The sequence below is a fragment of the Synechococcus sp. H55.9 genome, from assembly GCF_047462355.1.
Lineage (GTDB): Bacteria > Cyanobacteriota > Cyanobacteriia > Thermostichales > Thermostichaceae > Thermostichus.
The window spans coordinates 1-17,844 of record NZ_JANSJB010000007.1 but is presented as its reverse complement, the minus strand read 5'-3'; the positions used below and the strand labels follow the sequence as shown (position 1 = coordinate 17,844).

The window sequence follows — 17,844 nt, the reverse complement described above, 5'->3', positions numbered from 1 at the left end:
GAGCCGTCCCTTCAAACTGAACTGAATACAGAATTGAATACGGAGTCCGCTGCAGCGCTGTACCCGCTGTTGCAATTGCTGGGGCAACTGCTGAACGTCCCCTTGGTCTATCTAGAACTGGTCCAGCCGGGATCCGATCCCGACTCGCCTGCAAAAGGGATCCTCTACCGCGACCCCCAGCGGATCCCCGGCAACGAGCCGCCCAACCCCATCGGCGGATCTTGGCCTTTTCAGGAAGCCTTTCCCCTGCTGGATGAGGGCGGGAGGCCGCTGGCGACACTTCACCTGCGGGGGGAGCGCCCCCGCCCACTGAGCCTCCCCGAACGGGGACAGATCGACCTCATCGCCCTCAGCCTGCGACACATCCTGCTCCAGGCCCAGGAGCAGCGACAAGCCCTCGCGCAACTTCGGGCGCAACTGCAGCACAGCCGCAGCACCGCTGCCCGCTACCAACAGATCTTCGAGAACGCCGTCGAAGGCATTTTTCAAACCACCCCTGAGGGAAAATATCTGGCTGCCAACCCAGCTCTGGCCCATATTTTCGGCTACGAATCCCCGGAAGATTTGATGCGCAATGTCTCCGATATCGGCACCCAAATCTATAGCGACCCAGAGCAGCGATCTGAGTTCCTGCAGCACATGCTGAGAGAAGGTCAAGTCGTGGATGCAGAGCGCCAGGTCTGCCGCAAAGACGGCAAAGTCATCTGGATTTCTTTAAATGCCCGCACCCTGTACGACGAGCAGGGGGATCCCCTCTATTTTGAAGGATTTGTTACTGATATCACAGCATCCCGCCAGCTTAAAGAACGACAACAACAGTTAGAAGAAGCCCGCAGAGAAAGCGAACATCGTTTTCTACAACTGGCGGAGAATACGCAACAACTGTTCTGGATTTCAACGCTCTGCGGCAAAGAGCTGATTTACGTCAGCCCCGCCTGTGAAACCATTTGGGGCCTTTCCCCTGCAGAGGCCTACGCCAATCCCCAGGCCTGGATGCGCCACATTCACCCTGACGATCGCTGGCTGTTCCCCACCATTTTTCAAGCCCAACTTCAGGGCCAACCCACCGATGTGGTTTTTCGCCTCTGCCGCCCCGATGGCTGCATCCTCTGGCTGCGGGAACGCACCTTTCCTATTGCCGACAAAGAGGGCAAAATCTATCGAGTGGCAGGGATCGTCGAAGACATCACCGAGTCCAAGCAACTGGAAGCCGAACGTCGTCGTATAGAGCAAGCCTGGCAACAGAGTGCCAACCATTTCCGGCAGATTTTTGAGCTGGCCCCCAATGGAATTGCCCTGGTGGATTTGCAGGGGCGATTTATCCAGGTCAACGAGGCTTTTGCCCAGATTGTCGGCCATACTCCCGAAGAATTGAAACATCGGCAACAACTGGACATTCTCCACCCGGAAGATGTCAATCAACTGCTGGGGGCCAATGAGGCTTTGTTGGTGGGGAAAGTCTCTGTCAGCCAGCGCCAGATTCGCTACATCAATCGTTCCGGTCAGGTCGTCCATGTCCTGTTTCAGGCTACGCTTCTCAGCGATGAGGAAGGGCAGCCCACCCAGTTTCTCAACCAGGTGATCGACATCAGCGCCCGCGTCGAGGCAGAAATCGCCCTCAAAGAAAGTGAAGAACGCTTCCGCCAATCTTTTGAGTGGTCCCCGATTGCCAAGGCCATGACCCAGGTGGACGGCACCTATTTGCAGATCAACGCCGCCTTTACCGAAACCCTGGGCTACACCCTAGAGGATCTCAAGGGAAAAACCGTCCTCGACATCACCCATCCCGACGACATCGCCGTCACCTTGGAAAACAGTAACCGCCTGCTGGCCGGCGAGGTGCACCACTGCGAACAGGAACAGCGCTACATCCACAAGAACGGGCAAATCGTCTACGCCCTTCTCCGCATCACCCTGGTGCGCACCGCCCAAGGGGATCCCAGCTACTTTCTCAGCCAAATTTTGGACATTACCGAGCGCAAACAAGCGGAGGCGGCCCTGCGCCAAAGCGAGCTGAGCCTGCGGGGCATCTTCGAGCAGTCGGCCCTGGGCATTTCCATCGTCGATAGACAGGGCCGTTACCTCAAGGTAAACCCCGCCCTGGAAGAGATCTTGGGCTACAGCGCCGCCGAACTGACCCACATGAGTTTTTGCGACCTCACCCATCCGGAAGATATCGGCAAAGATTGGCAACTTTTCCAGGAGGTTTTGAACGGCCAACAAGATCACTACCACCTAGAAAAACGCTACATCCACCGCAGCGGCAAGGTGGTTTGGTGCCGCCTGGCGGTCTCGGCAGTGCGGGATCCCGAAGGCAAAAACCTCTTCGTTATTGGCATTTGCGAAGATATTACTGAAGAAAGACAGGCGAAGCTGCAGATCCAGGCTGCCCTTCAGGAAAAAGAGATTCTGCTGCGGGAGATTCACCACCGCGTCAAAAACAACCTACAAATCATCTCCAGCCTGCTGCGGCTCCAGGCGGATCAAATCAAAAGCCGCAAGTACGCCCGCGTTTTTAAGGATGCCGGCAGCCGCATTCAAGCGATGTCTTTGATCCACGAGGGCCTGTACCAATCCAACAATCTGGCCGCTGTGGATCTCAAGCAATACTTACACAATTTGATCTCCAACCTCTTTCACTCCTACGGAGTGAACCCCGAGAGCATTCGCGCCAGCATCCGCGCCGAAGGGATCCGCCTCAACCTCGACGATGCAGTTTTGTGTGGCCTGATCATCAACGAGCTGGTCACCAACAGCCTCAAGTATGCCTTCCCCAAAGGTCGCAGCGGGGAGATAGAGGTTTGTTTTAGCCAAACCCGCAAATATACTCAGTTGCGCGTCTCTGACAATGGCATCGGCTTGCCCCGCGATTTCGACTTCAAGGAAACTCAATCTCTGGGTTTACAACTGGTTGCAACCCTCACCGATCAGCTCCAGGGCAAGATAGAATTGAGAAACAAATCGGGTACCACTTTCATCATTACCTTTCCGAGGAGCCAGCCTTGAAGAAAGTTCCCATGCTTGCCAAAGGCAGCATTCTGGTTGTCGAAGACGAGAAGATCATCGCCAAGGATATCGCCAACGTCCTGAAAAAATTTGGCTATGCGGTGCCGGCCATCGCCTCCTCCGGCGAAGAAGCGATCCGACGGCTGGAAGAGATGTCGGTGGACTTAGTCTTGATGGATATCGTCTTGAAGGGGGATATCGACGGCATCGAAGCCGCCAAGCGGATCACCGAGCGCTTCAACATTCCGGTGGTGCATCTGACGGCCTACGCCGATGACGATACGCTCTCCCGCGTCAAAGAGACCCGGCCTTTCGGTTACATCATCAAGCCTTTCAAAGAGCGGGAACTTTACACCACCATTGAAATTGCCCTGCACAACCACCGGCAGAGCCTGGAGAGCCGCAAGCTGGAAGAGAAAAGAATCGAGGAACTGCGGCAAAAACTGCAGCAGTTGCAGCAGTTCACGGATGTGAAGGGCACTCTGTTCAAGAAGTTCTTGCAAGATCTGAGTGAGCCCCTCTCGAACCTCAGCTTTGCCCTGGGTCTGCTCAAGGATGCCGAGTCGGAGCAAAAGCGGGAACACTATCTGCGAGTGCTGGAGGATGAGTTGCGCCGTGAGCTGGAGCTAATCCATCAGACCTCTAACCTAGAAAATCTTCTGAACCTGGAAAACGTCGGCCTATTGAGCCAGTTCAGCCTGCTGCGGCCCAGTCCCAGTCGTCCGTTGGAACGGGAGGCACTGGCAACTGCAGCCACAGCCTCATTGCCCGTGCCCCCTCAAGAGCCGGCTGCCCAGGAGGCGGTTACGGTGCCGCGGGCGACGCTGCGCCCCCTCAACCAAACTCAGTTGGCGGAGCGGCTGGGGGTAGTGGTCTCCGCCATCACCTACTGGAAATTCAAAACCGGTTTTCCGGAGTGGAGCCGCAGCCGGGATCCCGACGGCATTTCTTGGCGCTATTCCCCCGATTCCAAGCGCTTTTCGCCTGTACCCTAGCCTAGGGCTGCACCACTTCCACCCGCACCGGCGCCAGCCCAGAGCGCACCATCCCCAGGGCCTCTGCCGCCCGCAGGGAAAGGTCGATAATCCGACCGGGGATGAAGGGGCCGCGATCGTTGATGCGCACGACGGCCTGGCGCCCGTTACTCAGGTTGGTGACCCGCACCTCGGTACCGAAGGGCAGAGTGGGGTGGGCAGCCGTCATCTCATGGCGGGTGGGGTGCAGGTCATACCAAGAGGCGATCCCTTCCTGCACAGGCCCAACGGTACGGACAGGGGCAGGTTTTGGTTGAGCGGCTGTTTCTGGCTTAGGGCCTACAACGGTGGCCTTGGCGGTGAGAGCAGCCGGTTGAGGTAGGGCCGGAGCCGAAATGGGGGGCGCATCCAGCAGCAGACGGCGCAGACGATTGGCAGCCAAAACCGCCGTATCCACCGGGCGTTGGTGATTTGGCAGCAGCACTCCCCCGTCGATGCGCAGCAATTCCTCGCCGTTGACCTGAACTGCGTAGAGGGGATCCCCGGATTGGGGCTCTGCCCAAGCCAGGGCGATGGTCGTGTCCTTCAGGGATCCCTGGGCCATTTGGTTGAGCCGGGCCACCAGGGTGCTGGCCCGCAGCAGCGGTGGTTCCAGCCCAGGCTGCTCGACAAAGCTGACAATAGGCAAATCCTTCACATAGACAGTGACCACCTGCCGACCGTCCATCTGGTAGTCGTAGAGGGTGGAGACAGGCTGGCTGGACGACTGCTGTTGTTCGCCGATCTTGAGGGTAGGTTCTTCTGCCGGCCGCGAAGGGATCGCCTGTCGAGATAGGAGGAGAGACTCCGAGTCCTGCGAGTGCAAGGTGCCGAGTTTGGCCGGCAGGGGGGCGTTGGGTTGGGAAGGGGAGATAAGGTCAGTTGCCGGGGAGAGCGAGTGGGCTTTGGGGGATGGCTGGGTTGCTCTGGCACTGGGAGATCCGCTGCGAGTTGAGGCTTGTGCCTGCGAGTTCGGGCTGCCCAACATGCCTGCCGGCAAGCTGAGAGCCGTAACACAGAGACAGCCGACTAAGCCCACTTGGCGGGCGGGAGCCAGTCCCTGTCCTAGCCGCTTCCAATTTCGCATGAGGCCGCGCTCCTCTCGAAACTCCTGTACAACATCCACTGCGACAGTAAAACAGAAGTTAATGTACCATAGGTTTCTAAGTTGACAAGCTTGCCCGGTCGAGGGCAAAAGCCTAAGTCCCGTCAGCACAAGGATTTTCGGCATCTTGGACTACCGCTCAGCAGGGGTTGACATCGATCTGGGCCGCGCCTTTGTCAAGGGGGTTCGGGAGCGCGTTGAACGAACTAAAGTCCCGTTTTCAGGTTCTTCAGGAACCTTGGGGGGCATTGGCGGCTTTGCCGGCCTGTTCGAGCTGCCGGCGGGCTACCGGGCACCGGTTTTGGTTGCCGGTACCGATGGGGTGGGCACCAAGCTGGAGATTGCCCAGCAGTGGGGGCAGCACCGCGGAGTGGGCATCGACCTGGTGGCCATGTGTGTCAACGATGTGCTGACGGTGGGAGCCAAGCCGCTGTTTTTCCTGGACTACGTGGCTACCGGCAAGCTGGAGCCGGAAGCTCTCTGGCAGGTGATCGACGGCATTCTGGAGGGCTGCCAAGAGGCCGGCTGCCAACTGCTGGGGGGAGAGACGGCGGAGATGCCGGGGTTTTATCCGCCCGGCAAGTACGACCTGGCGGGATTTTGTGTCGGGATTGTCGAGAGGGCGGACATTCTCGACGGCTCGCGGGTGCAGGCTGGGGATCGGCTGTGGGCCTTGCCCAGCAGCGGCCTGCACAGCAACGGCTTCAGCCTGGTGCGACGCATTGTGGCCGAGCGGGGCTGGCGCTGGGATCACCAGCCCTCTGGTTGGGATCGGCCTTTGGCGGAGGTGTTTCTCACCCCCACCCGCATCTACGTGCAGGCGGTGCAGAGGCTGCAAGCAGCAGGGATCCCCATCCACGGCATGGCCCACATCACCGGCGGCGGCATCCCGGAAAACTTGCCCCGCTGTTTGGCTCCTGACCAGGCGGCGCGACTAGAGCCCCACAGTTGGCCCATCCCACAGGAATTTCTCTGGCTGCAGGAGCAGGGCCAGGTGGAGACTTTGGAGATGTTCAACACCTTTAACCTGGGGGTGGGCTATGTGCTGGTGGTGCCCCCTGAGGCGGAAGATTTGCTGAGATCGCTGCTGCCGGAAGCCTTCCCTATTGGCGAGGTGGTGGCGCCCTGTCCTGGGGAGAGCCGAGTCTTGGGGTTGGAAGCGTGGGGATCCCTGGCCCCCTGAGCACCCCACCAAAAGGGGGGAGGAGATCCCGGTGCCGTTTGCTTATCCCCGCCGCCGCTGTGCTAAGTTTGCTGATGGCCTCAGCGCTGCCGCCTCTGTCGCTCCCCACCTCTGTTTGTTTCAAGACAGGGGCTGCTCGCTTTACACACCTACAGACTTAGGCTGTTGGCCAACTCACGCTGACCCTCTAGGTTAGGAGCCGCCGATGATAGGTTTATCCACTGCTCCTGCAACCACGGCTGCCATCGAAGTGGAGCATCTGAGCAAAACCTACGGCAGCTTTACGGCCATTCGCGATATCTCTTTCCAGGTCAACGCCGGCGAGATCATGGGATTTTTGGGCCCCAACGGCGCCGGCAAGACCACCTCCATGCGCATTTTGGCAGGGTATCTGCCCGCCAGCGAGGGGACGGCGCGGGTGGCCGGGTTTGATGTCCACGAAAACTCGATGGCGGTGCGGCAGCGCATCGGCTATTTGCCGGAAAACCCGCCCCTCTACCCCGATATGACCGTGGAGGCCTACCTGCACTTTGTCGCCCAGATCAAGCGGGTCAGCCCCGGCGACCGGCCTAGGCGGGTGGACGAGGTGATCCGCCGCTGCAGCCTGGAAGACAAGCGCCACACCTTGATCCGCAAGCTCTCCAAGGGGTACAAGCAGCGGGTGGGACTGGCCCAGGCTCTGGTGCACGACCCGCCGGTGATCATCCTGGACGAGCCCACGATTGGGCTGGATCCCAAGCAGATCATCGAGGTGCGCAACCTCATCAAAAGCCTGGCGGGAGAGCACACCATCATCCTCTCCACCCACATCTTGCCGGAGGTGAGCATGACCTGCGACCGGGTGGTGATCATCAACCGCGGCCAGGTGGCGGCCATCGGCACGCCCGCCGAGCTGACAGCCCAGCTTCAGGATCGGCAGCAGGCGAAGCTGGTGGTGGGCGCTCCTGAAGCAGCAGCCATTCGGTCGGCCCTGCAGCATTTGCCCCAGGTCGAAGTGGTGAGTTTGCAGCCCCTGGGATCCGATCCCCCTCGCTGGCAGGTGCAGCTTAAAAGCAACGCTGCTGCTGTTCGCGACGGCGGGACAGAGTCCTTAGGCTGGATCCCGGAGGTGGCCAGGGCCCTGGTGCAGGCGGGGATCGCCCTCTACGAGATCGGCCGTCCCCAGGCTTCTTTGGAAGAGATTTTCCTGCAGCTCACCACCCAAGAGGGATCTGAGGGCGCATTGGAGGAAGCAGCATGAACGGAGCAGTGGCCATTTTTCGTAAAGAACTGCGCGGCTACTTCACCTCCCCCATTGCTTATGTGGTGGCGGCGGTGTTCTGGGGGCTGGCGGGGTTTTTCTTCTTTAATATCTTGGTGCGGGTGATCAGCTTTTCCCAGCAGGTGGATCTCTTTGCCCAGTTTGGCCAAGAGAACCCCTTTGATGCCGCCACCATCCTGTCGCAGCAGTTTCTCAACCTCTTGGGCACGCTTTCCTTATTTTTATTGCCCATCTTTACCATGAGCTCCTACGCCGAGGAGCGGCGGCGGGGCACCATGGAGCTGCTGGCCACCTCCCCTATTACCAACTTGGAGGTGGCCCTGGGCAAGTGGCTGGCGGTCTGGGTGTTTTTTATGACGCTGCTGTTGCCGCCGCTGGTCTACCACGTGCTGGTGCTGAGCAGCGCCAACCCAGCAGTGGACTACCGCCTGACCTTGGTGGGCTATGTGGGACTTGCTCTGCTGGCGGGCAGTGTCATGGCCTTGGGGTTGTTCATCTCTTCCCTGACGGACAGCACCCTCATTGCCGCGGTGGCCACCTTTGGGCTAATCCTGCTGCTCTGGGTGATCGACGCGGCGGCTGGCCAAGAGAACAACTGGATTGCCGCTACCCTGAGGCATATTTCTTTGCTGCAGCAATATAGCAACTGGGTGCAAGGGATCCTCAGCAGCAGTAGCGTCGTCCTTTTCCTCAGCATCATCCTGCTGGGGCTGTTTGCCACGGTGCAATCGGTAGAAAGCCTGCGCTGGCAGCAGAGCTAAGGTTGTCTTGGGAGGTGTGCGGTGATAAAAGATTGGCGGGCGTTGGCAGATTGGGCGGGGATCCTCGGCCTTGGTGTGATTGCCATCGGCCTGCTGGTGGGATCCGCTCTCACCGGCTGGACGGCGGTGCCCCTCAGCTTGCTGGCAGTAGGCCTGGCCCTGGTGGTGGTGTGGGGTCTCACCCACCGGCAGGAAGTGAGCCTGTTCTTGGGGCTGCGCTCCACCCAGACCAACGCCAACATCCTGGTGGCGGTGGCGGCGATGGCCGTCATCCTGGTGCTGGTGAATGTGGTGGCGGTGCGCTACGACCTGCGCCTGGATCTCACCGAGGAGGGCCTGTTTACCCTGTCGCCTCAAACCCGGCAACTGGTGCAGGGATTGGCGCAACCCGTCAAAGTCTGGGTGGTTACCACGGCGCCGGATCCCAACCTGCGGGAACAACTGGAGCGCTACCGCCGCCTCAACCCCGAGCGCTTCCAGTTTGCGTTTGTCGATCCCAATCGGGATCCCCTCACCATTCAGCGGCTGCAGGTGACGCAAAACAACACCCTGGTGGTGGAGGCCGGAGAAAGCCGGCAGCAACTGCCGCAGCCCCCTGCCCCTGACCTGGAGAGCAAGCTGACCCCCGTCTTGTCTAAAGTGGTCAACCGCGGGGAGTTGCTGGCCTATTTCGTGCAAGGGCATGGGGAAGTGGGCCTAGAAGCGCGGGAAGGCACCCCAACGCTGGCTCAGGCGGTGGCAGCCCTCGGCCAGGAGGGCTATCGGGTGGAGCCTTTGAACCTGGTGCAGGCCGAGATCCCGGACAAGGCAGAGGTTTTGGTGTTGGCGGGGCCACAGCGGGCTCTCTTCCCCGGCGAGGTGGAGAAGCTGCAGGACTACCTGGCCAAAGGGGGGCGGCTGCTGCTGCTCATTGGGCCGCGGGTGGATGCCGGCTTGGATCCCTTGCTGGAGGAGTGGGGCGTGGTTTTGGGAGATGACATCCTTATCGAGGTGAGTAGCGTCAGCCAACTCCTGGGCACGGGGCCGGCAGTTGCCCTAGTTACCACCTACGGGGATCACCCCATCACCGCCCCCTTGGCCGAGCAGCGGCTGATGACCCTCTTTCCTCTGGCCCGTTCGGTGGAAACCCAAGCCCGCGAAGGGATCCAGGCCACACCCCTGCTGCGCACCGGCCCGCAGAGCTGGGGGGAGACCAGCCCCAACCTGGAAGCTGGCCCCGTGCAATTTGACCCAAATCAAGACAAGCCCGGCCCCCTGACCTTGGGCGTAGCCCTGACCCGGCAGGTGAAAGGCGATCAGAACAACTCAGAAGCCCAGGAGTCGCCGACCGAGGCCCGCCTGGTGGTGATCGGCAACGTCAACTTTGCCCTCGACGGCAACCTGAGGCAGCAGGGCAACCGCGATCTTTTCCTCAACACGGTTAACTGGCTCACCGAGCGAACTGAACAAATCTCCATTCGCCCCAAATCCATTACCGATCGCCGTCTCACCCTGACCGGCCAAAACTTCCGCTGGCTGGTGCTGGGATCGACGGTGCTCCTGCCGGTTGTGGCGTTGGGATCGGGAGCTGTGCTCTGGTGGCAAAGACGGTAGAGCCGAAGGAGGACAAGCATGTTCAAGCGCAGCACCTGGATTCTTTTGGGTTTGGCGGTGGCTGCTCTGCTGGGGTATTTCCTCTTCGATAACTTCCAGCAACTGCGGCAGCAGCAGCAGGCGGAGCGGGCGCGGCTCTTTCACTTTGCCCCCGACACCATTGCCCGCATTGAGCTCCGCCAAGAGGGGGAACCGGAGGAGATCCTTTTGGAGCGCGCCCCTCAAGAGGGATCCCGTTGGCGCATTATCCGTCCCATCCAGTCGGCGGCGCTGGACTTCCCGGTGGAGCAACTTCTTAACACCTTCTCCCGCCTCACGCCTCAAATCACGCTGGAAGGGGCCACCGACCTGGCCGCTTTTGGTCTTGATCAGCCGCGCCACCAGATCGCCCTCTTCCCCCAAGAAGGGGATCCCTACCGCCTGGACATCGGCAACGACAACTTCGACAGTTCCGGCTTCTACGCCCGGCCAGCAGGGGGAGAGGTGGTGCTCTTGGCCAGCGCCCAGAAGGGATCCCTGCTGCCTTCCCTTTTGGCTTTGCGGGACAAAACTCTGCTGCGCTTCGAGACGGCGGCAGTGAAGTCTCTGCAGGTGCAGTTGGCTGAGGCCGATCCAGAGGTTGTTCGTTTGCAGCGGCAAGAAGATACTTGGCAGATCGTCGAGCCCAGGGCGCTGCCTGCTGATGACCTCAACGTCGACCGTCTGCTCAATACGTTGTCTCGCCTGCAGGCGGTGGAGTTCCCGGCTGAAACCAAGGCGGAGCTGGCTCCTTATGGTCTGGAGAAGCCTTCTGCTCAGCTAACCGTTGAGCTCAAGGACGGCAAAACCCTGAGGGTGGCCTTGGGATCGGAAAAAGATGGTCAAGTCTATGTCATCACCTCGGAGCACCCGGCGGTGGCCGCCCTGCTCACCAGCACCGCCGACATTCTCCGCTCCGACTTCGAGGAGCTGCGGGATCACCGCCTTGCCCGCCTCAACCCCAACCAGGTGGGCCAAGTCATCCTGGAGTCTCAAGGGGAGCAGCTCACCCTCAACCCTCTGCCGCAGGAGAAGGGATCCCTGGAGCTGCGCTGGGACAATCCAGAGCGACCGGGCCAGCCGGTCAACCTCAGCTCTCTCTTCTCCAGCCTCAACGCCGCCCGCGCCAAGGAGTTCGTGCCGGAGACGGATCCCGACGCCCAAAAAGCCCTGGCCGAGCCGGATCTGAAGCTGACCTTTGAGCCCAAAACCGAGGACGGTCGGGATCCCTTGACGTTGAGCTTGACGTCTGCCGGTCTGCGCGCCTACGTACGAAGCAGCTATCAGCCGGACATTGCCGTCATCGACCTCAGCACCTTCAACAGCGTGGAAACCGAAGTGAATCGCTTGCTGGAGAGTGGGGCAGAATCCTCTGCGGGCTCCTAGGAAGGCGGTGGCCGGCGGGCCTTATCTCAGCCGGCAGAGGCGGTGGTTGTCTCTTCTTTGGCTGGCGCTGCTTTTTTGAGAGACTCGCCCTGGATCGTCAACACCGAGCAGGGGGCGCGGTGGAGCACGTAGTTGCTGACGCTGCCCAAAAACAGCTCGCTCAGGCCAGAATGGCCGCGGCGGCCTACCACAATCAAGTCCGCCGGCCAAGAGCGGGCCAGATCGCAGATGACCCGACCGGGGTTGCCGTAGTTGAGGCTGTACTCGGCGCGAACTCCCTGCTCAGCGGCTTTCTCCACCAGCGAGCGCAGATAGTCGATCTGGTTTTGCTCGAAGATGGCGCACTGCTCTCGATAAGACTGCCACAGCTCGGCGCTGATGGTGGAGCTGTAATCTACGCCTAGGATCATCGGCGGCTCCGGCGCACCGGGCTCTTCCTGAGACAAAACATGGAGGAGCATCATCTCGGCCTGCATGGCCTTGGCCAGTTGGACGGCCTTTTGAAACACTCCCTGGCTCAGCTCCGACCGATCCACCGCCACCAAAATCCTGCTGAACATACCGACTTCCTCCAAATGGCCAACAGATGGGCAAAAGACAAGGCTTGACTTCGGTTTCGACTCCAAGTTCCTCTTTTCTTTACCTCCATCTATCTGTGTTGTAGAAGATCTGGGCGAGAAAACCGCGGGCATCTCGGATGACTTGTCGGATTGGCAATGAAAGTTCAGAGATCTTGACACAGGTCAGAACGCATCGTCCTGAACCGCCCACTCCAGCACCGCCTGCAGCGCCTCGGCTTGCTCCTGCCAGACTTGGTCGAGGGGAGTGCCCCGCAGGAGTTCCAGCGTCAGGGTGGGGATCCGCCGTTCCTGCCCTGCCCAGGTGCCCAAAGAGCCGGGGGTGGGATAGCCAATGTCGTCGGTTACCGGCAGGCCATTGTGAGCAGCCATCACCTGGGCCAGCTCAAGGGCAGGGCCGTTGTAGTTCACGCAGGGATTGCTTTGGCAGGAGTGGGCAGAGAGGATAAACTGAGGCCGAATCTGGGCCAAACTCGCCAACAACGCCTGTGTCTCGGGCTCGGAGCCTGGGGCTGGCCCCGGCGGATAGCGAGCTTCCAAAGAGGCCGGGATCCAATCTTGCGTGGGCAGATTGCGGTTGAGATCCACGCCGTTGGCGTTGAGCCGTTGCCCCAGGGCACAGCCATCCGGGTTCAGGCGTGGGATCGCCCAAAGCGCTGCCCTGCCCTCCAAGGATCTCCATTTCCCAGAGGCCACATAGCGCTCGATCAGGGCATAGCCTTCTACCTCATCCCCGTGTACTCCCCCGACCAGCAGCAAGGAGCGGATCCCCTGGGTGAGCCGGCAAAGGTAAATGGGGCGCCCCTGCAGCGAGTAGCCGATAACTTGCGGGGATCCGGCGCCAAGTTCCGCAAACATGGGGGATCCCCGGCGCTGCTAGAACGGGATATCGTCCGGCTCCGGTGGGGAAGCCCCCTCTCCTTCCGAGGAGTCCACCGTTGCAAACTCACCCATCCCCGTCAGAGAGAGAACCTGGGCGGATCCCAGTTGGTGGACGCGACGCGCGGTGATCTCGGCCAGCTTTTCCTTACGCCCATCCCGCTCCACCACATTCATATGCAGTTGGCCCTCCACCGTGACCTGATCCCCCACGTGGCAAGTGTCCACCACCCTTTTGGCCAGTTCCCCAAAAGAAGAAACGCGCACCCGATAGGGTGGCTCATCCGGGCGCAGGCTGGGAAAGCCGATCACCAAGGACGTAACAGCCAAGTTATCGGGAGTGTAGCGTAGCTCCGGCTCGGACAGAACCTCGCCCATCAATACAATCGAGTTCATGACAGGGCCATTCAGGGGTCGAAGGGCAGATCCCAGCATTTCCATCATGCCCGCAGATGGGGATCCCGTCAAACCTAGCCGACGCGGAGGGTCATGTAGCGCAGCACGCTCTCGTTGATGCGCAGATTTTTCTCCCAGGCGGCCACCGCGCTCGGTTCAGCCGCATAGTTGAATTGGATGTACAGGCCCTCCTTGAACTTTTTCATCTCAAAGCCGGCAAAGCGGCGCTTGCCCCTATTGGTAATCTCCACCTGGGTCACCCCGTTCTCTCGCAGGAGCGCCTCCTGGCTGCTGAGCAGTTGTTCGAGGGGTTCATCCGACACATCGGGACGCACAATCAGCATCGTTTCGTAAGCGCGGGGCATGGAAGCGAGGTCTCCTTGACAATCCAGTTGTAGAGATGCAGTAAACTATCCTAACCTCTCCTTCTCACCGCCGAAAAGGCCGTGGCCCAACCCCCACATCCCCTGGTTGCAGCAGCAAGGGGATCCGTTGTTCGATACAATGAGGGTTGCTTCATTGGCCGCCGGTTGGCCTGGCCAAGACACGCTGAATCGAGAGTTGGGATTCCAAGCATGAGCGCAGACGAAGTTTACAGCCGTGTTCGCAAGATCGTGTCCGATCAACTGGGCGTAGAGGACGACAAAGTGACTCCGGAAGCCAATTTCCAGAACGACCTGGGAGCCGACAGCCTCGACACGGTGGAGCTGGTCATGGCTTTTGAAGAGGAGTTCGACCTAGAGATCCCCGATGAAGATGCGGAAGGGATTGCTACGGTGCAAGATGCTGTTAACTACATTCTCTCGAAGAAAGCTGCCTAACCTGCCCCCATACCTCTGGGCTGATACCAGACGATGGCTACCCTGGATCCCGCCACTGCTCTCAGGCCGACCCGCCGCGTTGTGATTACGGGGCTGGGCGCCGTTACCCCCATCGGCAACTCCCCTGCCGAATTTTGGCAGAGCTTGCTGGCAGGGCGCTCCGGCATTGGTCCGATCACCCATTTCGATGCCTCCCGCCACGAGTGCCGTATTGCCGGGGAGGTGAAGGGATTTGATCCCCTCGACTATTTGGAGCGCAAGGATGCCAAGCGTACCGACCGCTTTGTCCATCTGGCCTTGGCCGCCACCCAACAGGCGCTGGAGGACGCCCAGTTTCGCATCACCGATCTCAACGCCGAGCAGGTGGGAGTGATTTTGGGTACCGGCATCGGCGGCATCCGGGTTTTGGAGGAGCAGCAGACTATCTACTTGCACAAGGGGCCGGATCGCTGCAGCCCGTTCATGGTACCGATGATGATTGCCAACATGGCCGCGGGACACGTGGCCATTCACTTTGGCGCCAAAGGCCCCAATTCCTGTACGGTTACGGCCTGTGCTTCCGGCTCCAATGCCATTGGCGATGCCTTTCGGCTTATCCAAAGGGGAGAAGTGCAGGTGGCGATTACGGGCGGCACGGAAGCAGCGGTCACCCCTTTGTCGATGGCGGGATTTAGCGCCATGAAGGCCCTTTCCACCCGCAACGACGCCCCCGAACAAGCCTGCCGGCCCTTTGACCGGGATCGGGATGGTTTTGTCATGGGAGAGGGGGCCGGGATCCTGTTGCTGGAAGAATTGGAGCACGCCCGCGCCCGCGGTGCCAAGATCTACGCCGAGATAGTGGGCTACGGTCTCACGTGCGATGCCCATCACATGACCAACCCCGCCCCCGGCGGCGAGGGGGCAGCCCGGGCGATGCGGTTGGCCCTCAAGGACGCCGGGATCCAGCCTCAACAAGTTCAATACATCAACGCCCACGCCACCAGCACCCCTGTGGGGGATATCGCTGAAGTCCAGGCCATCCAGTCGGTCTTCGGGGAGCATGCCCCCCGCTTGGCCATCAGCGCCACCAAATCCATGACCGGCCACCTGTTGGGGGGAGCAGGTGGCATTGCCACAGTAGCCACAGCTCTGGCCATCCACCACGGCTGGGTTCCCCCCACCCTCAACTTGGACAACCCCGATCCAGAGTGCGCGGGGCTGGATTTTGTGCCCCACAAGGGGCGGCCGATGGCCATCGAGTCTGCTTTGGTCAATGCCTTCGGATTTGGCGGGCACAACGTCACTCTAGCCTTGCGCCGCTACTCTCCCGATTGAAGAGCTCGGTCTATGTCTTCTCCCGAAAGTGTGTCGCCGTCGGTTCGTCAGCAGGCCTTGGCCGCTTTGACGGCAGAGCTGGCGCAGCAAGGCCACCCGCCCGAATATGCTCAGCACATGGCGGCGGCGGTTATTTTTCAAGCCGATTTGGATCTCTGTGCAGCCCAACTGGCGCGGGTGCTCAGTTGGCTGAAGCAAAGCCATCCTGAGCTTTATCCAGAGGCGGTGCAATTGGTGGACACTACCCGCGAGGAGTTTGAGCGTCGCGTTCAAAACGGATAGACAAGCCGCAAACGCTGCAGCGCCGCCATGGGGGAGTAGGTCAACGAGTTTTGATGGAGTGGAGATCCGGCAGCCGAGCTGCGGTTGTGGGCAGAAGGTGATGGGGCCTGTATGGCGCTGCAAGGGGTGATCCTGAACTGGAGTGGGGTGGTGGCCGATGACGAGGGTCTGCACCTGCAGGCCATCAACCAACTGCTGGTGGAAGAGAACCTGCGCCCCTGGACTGTTGTTGCTACGCAACGCTGGCCCCAGTCGGGATCCCAGCGGGAGCTTTACCGGCTGCACTACCTGGGCCGACCGGATCGCGAGCGACTGCCGGCTTTGTGGGGAGAGCAGGGGCGGGTGCTCAACCCCAAACAACTGGAAGAGCTGCTAAAACGCAAGGCCCTGTACTACCGACAAGCTTTAGAGGGGCACACGGAATGGTCTCTCATTCCCGGCTTGGCGGAAACCCTGGAGACACTGGAGCGGCTGCAACTGAAGGTCGGCCTGCTGTGTGGCCAATCGACAGCCGAGCTCAGTGCTTTTCTGGAGCGTTTCCAGTCGCGTTGCCCGGCCCTGACTCGGCTGGCCGGCTCCTACCGCGTGACAGGGGATGAGGCCCCAGGGCAGCGCCACCGTTTGCTTTTGCAGCGGATGGAGCTGTCTGCTCAGGCGTGTTTGAGCATTGAGGCCACCTATCCCGGCATCCAGTCAGCCCGTTCGGCAGGGATCCCGGTGCTGGCTTTGGCCACCTTCTTTCCTCTGCACCTGTTGCAGCGGCGGGCCAATTGGGCGGCAGATGGCTATCACCAGGTGGAGTGGGATCGCATCCAGAACTGGTTTGCCGGCAGGCAAGACCGTCCTTCAACCCCGGCTGGCGGGGCCAGTTCCTGCAAAAGCTCTCAGGGATCCCCCGCAGGCAAGATCAGCATGCCATCCCCAAAGGAATAAAAGCGATATCCCTGGTCGATGGCCTCTTGGTAGAGATCCAGCAGCCTTTGCCGCCCGATCAGCGCAGCCACCAGCATCATCAGGCTGGAGCGGGGCAGATGAAAATTGGTGATCAGGCCCTGAACCACCCGCCAGGAGTAGCCGGGGTAGATGAACAGATCGCTCTTCCCCTGCCAGGGCTGCAGAGCGCCAGAGGCTGCTGCCGTTTCCAAAGAGCGCACCACGGTGGTTCCCACCGCGATGATCCGCCCCCCTCGGGCCTGGGTTTCTTGGATGGCGGCCACCGTCTCTGCCGACACCTTGAGCCACTCGCTGTGCAAGCGATGCTCGGTCACCCGCTCCGCTTCTACCGGGCGGAAGGTACCCAGGCCGATGTTCAGGGTGATGTAGGCGATTTGGATCCCTTTCTGGGCCAACCTCTGCAGCAGCTCCTGGGTAAAATGTAGACCTGCTGTGGGGGCGGCCACCGAGCCGGGATGTTTGGCCCAGAGGGTTTGGTAATCTCCTGGGCGAACCTGGGCTGAGCCCGCAGCTCTGATGTAAGGAGGAAGCGGGATCCGGCCCACCTGCTCCAGGATTGCCTCAAAAGGCCGCGCCCCCTCCCACTCAAACTGCACAACTCGCCCGCCGGTCTCAGGATCCAAAGCCAAAACGGTGGCCCTCAGCCCAGCGGGGGATCCTTCCTTGCTCCAAAAACGAATCCGATCCCCCACCTTGACCCGTTTGCCCGGCCTGACCAAAACCCGCCACCCCACCCGGTCAGGCAGAGGCTGCGCAACGGTCGGGATCCCTTCCAACTGAGGCTCCAGCAGCAACACTTCGACCCGCGCCCCGGAGGGCTCCTTAGCCCCGAACAGGCGGGCCGGGATCACCTTGGTATCGTTGAGAACCAGCAGATCCCCCTGCCGCAGGTAATCGGGCAGGTCGCAGAAGCGGCGATGCTCGTGCCGATCCGGGTACACCACCAGCATTCGCGCCTGATCCCTGGGCTCCGCCGGCGTTTGCGCGATCCGGTCGGGAGGAAGGGTGTAATCGTAGGCAGCGGTGAGCAGATCCGGATCAGGCTTTCTGTCGCCGGCGCCAAGCGGCAGCTCGACCTTGTTGGGGGAAGCGGACGCAGAAAAGTCGGGCATGGAGATGGATCGAAAACGAGATCCAACAGGATTGGGGATCACCAACCGGAAGCCTCCACCCTTTAGGAGAAGGGAGGCGTGTGAACGACTCCCGACACTCATCTTCGTTGAGTAAACGCAACTTAGATAGAGTATGGGCTTCACGCTTCACAGACTTGTTTGTACAGAGGTCTCAGCGTGCG

The 17,844-nt window shown here is 60.5% G+C and carries 17 protein-coding genes; 11 read left to right on the top strand and 6 right to left on the bottom strand.

Annotation, left to right across the window (positions count from 1 at the left end):
* Both NW857_RS01895 and NW857_RS01890 read left to right on the top strand, forming a co-directional pair.
* Positions 1–3,006 (top strand): PAS domain S-box protein (locus NW857_RS01895; RefSeq protein ID WP_414367809.1); only part of this gene is annotated, 3,006 nt, incomplete at its 5' end.
* The gene (locus NW857_RS01890; protein ID WP_414336674.1) at positions 3,003–4,001 is read left to right on the top strand and encodes a response regulator; all 999 of its coding nucleotides are present in this window, start codon (positions 3,003–3,005) and stop codon (positions 3,999–4,001) included. The genes NW857_RS01895 and NW857_RS01890, both read left to right, overlap by 4 nt.
* 1 nt (position 4,002) lies before the next feature.
* Here NW857_RS01890 and NW857_RS01885 read toward each other — a convergent pair whose 3' ends face one another.
* Positions 4,003–5,106 (bottom strand): septal ring lytic transglycosylase RlpA family protein, encoded by a 1,104-nt coding sequence (locus tag NW857_RS01885; RefSeq protein ID WP_414336672.1) that lies wholly within the window; start codon positions 5,104–5,106, stop codon positions 4,003–4,005.
* Between the two features lie 145 nt (positions 5,107–5,251).
* On the opposite strand from NW857_RS01885, the gene purM reads away from it, so the two are divergent.
* From purM to NW857_RS01860, 5 genes are all read left to right on the top strand, one after another.
* Positions 5,252–6,307 carry a phosphoribosylformylglycinamidine cyclo-ligase gene (gene purM, locus NW857_RS01880; RefSeq protein WP_414336670.1) on the top strand — a complete coding sequence of 352 codons (1,056 nt, stop codon included), beginning with the start codon at positions 5,252–5,254 and terminating at the stop codon, positions 6,305–6,307.
* A gap of 205 nt (positions 6,308–6,512) precedes the next feature.
* Positions 6,513–7,547, top strand: a complete 1,035-nt coding sequence (locus tag NW857_RS01875; protein ID WP_414333877.1) for an ABC transporter ATP-binding protein — start codon at positions 6,513–6,515, stop codon at positions 7,545–7,547.
* The gene (locus tag NW857_RS01870) at positions 7,544–8,329 is read left to right on the top strand and encodes an ABC transporter permease (RefSeq protein WP_414333876.1); all 786 of its coding nucleotides are present in this window, start codon (positions 7,544–7,546) and stop codon (positions 8,327–8,329) included. The genes NW857_RS01875 and NW857_RS01870 overlap by 4 nt, the downstream gene beginning before the upstream one ends.
* Before the next feature lie 21 nt (positions 8,330–8,350).
* Positions 8,351–9,922 (top strand): GldG family protein, encoded by a 1,572-nt coding sequence (locus NW857_RS01865; protein WP_414333874.1) that lies wholly within the window; start codon positions 8,351–8,353, stop codon positions 9,920–9,922.
* Between the two features lie 18 nt (positions 9,923–9,940).
* Entirely contained in the window at positions 9,941–11,326 is a 1,386-nt protein-coding gene (locus tag NW857_RS01860) for a DUF4340 domain-containing protein (RefSeq protein ID WP_414333872.1), read from the top strand.
* Positions 11,327–11,352: 26 nt separating this feature from the next.
* Here the strand turns inward: NW857_RS01860 and NW857_RS01855 are convergent, their stop codons facing one another.
* The 4 genes from NW857_RS01855 to rpsF all read right to left on the bottom strand — a co-directional run bounded on the left by NW857_RS01855 (position 11,353) and on the right by rpsF (position 13,544).
* A complete protein-coding gene (locus NW857_RS01855; RefSeq protein WP_414333870.1) occupies positions 11,353–11,886 on the bottom strand; it encodes a universal stress protein in 534 nt (177 codons plus the stop codon).
* 183 nt (positions 11,887–12,069) lie between these two features.
* The gene (locus NW857_RS01850; RefSeq protein WP_414333868.1) at positions 12,070–12,762 is read right to left on the bottom strand and encodes a M14 family zinc carboxypeptidase; all 693 of its coding nucleotides are present in this window, start codon (positions 12,760–12,762) and stop codon (positions 12,070–12,072) included.
* Between the two features lie 18 nt (positions 12,763–12,780).
* A complete protein-coding gene (locus tag NW857_RS01845) occupies positions 12,781–13,179 on the bottom strand; it encodes a single-stranded DNA-binding protein (protein ID WP_414336663.1) in 399 nt (132 codons plus the stop codon).
* Positions 13,180–13,253: 74 nt separating this feature from the next.
* The gene (gene rpsF, locus NW857_RS01840) at positions 13,254–13,544 is read right to left on the bottom strand and encodes a 30S ribosomal protein S6 (RefSeq protein WP_414333865.1); all 291 of its coding nucleotides are present in this window, start codon (positions 13,542–13,544) and stop codon (positions 13,254–13,256) included.
* A 210-nt stretch (positions 13,545–13,754) separates the two neighbouring features.
* On the opposite strand from rpsF, the gene NW857_RS01835 reads away from it, so the two are divergent.
* The 4 genes from NW857_RS01835 (at position 13,755) to NW857_RS01820 (ending at position 16,529) form a co-directional block, all read left to right on the top strand.
* Complete coding sequence (locus tag NW857_RS01835) at positions 13,755–14,000, top strand: acyl carrier protein (protein WP_041436540.1); 246 nt, start codon at positions 13,755–13,757, stop codon at positions 13,998–14,000.
* Positions 14,001–14,033: 33 nt separating this feature from the next.
* Entirely contained in the window at positions 14,034–15,314 is a 1,281-nt protein-coding gene (fabF, locus tag NW857_RS01830; RefSeq protein WP_414336660.1) for a beta-ketoacyl-ACP synthase II, read from the top strand.
* A 12-nt stretch (positions 15,315–15,326) separates the two neighbouring features.
* A complete protein-coding gene (locus NW857_RS01825) occupies positions 15,327–15,596 on the top strand; it encodes a hypothetical protein (RefSeq protein WP_414333861.1) in 270 nt (89 codons plus the stop codon).
* A 111-nt stretch (positions 15,597–15,707) separates the two neighbouring features.
* Positions 15,708–16,529, top strand: coding sequence for an HAD family hydrolase (locus NW857_RS01820; RefSeq protein ID WP_414367808.1), 822 nt, complete (start codon positions 15,708–15,710; stop codon positions 16,527–16,529).
* On the opposite strand, the gene queA is transcribed toward NW857_RS01820, so the two are convergent.
* Positions 16,481–17,662, bottom strand: a complete 1,182-nt coding sequence (gene queA, locus NW857_RS01815) for a tRNA preQ1(34) S-adenosylmethionine ribosyltransferase-isomerase QueA (protein ID WP_414333858.1) — start codon at positions 17,660–17,662, stop codon at positions 16,481–16,483. The genes NW857_RS01820 and queA overlap by 49 nt on opposite strands.
* Positions 17,663–17,844: the final 182 nt, after the last annotated feature.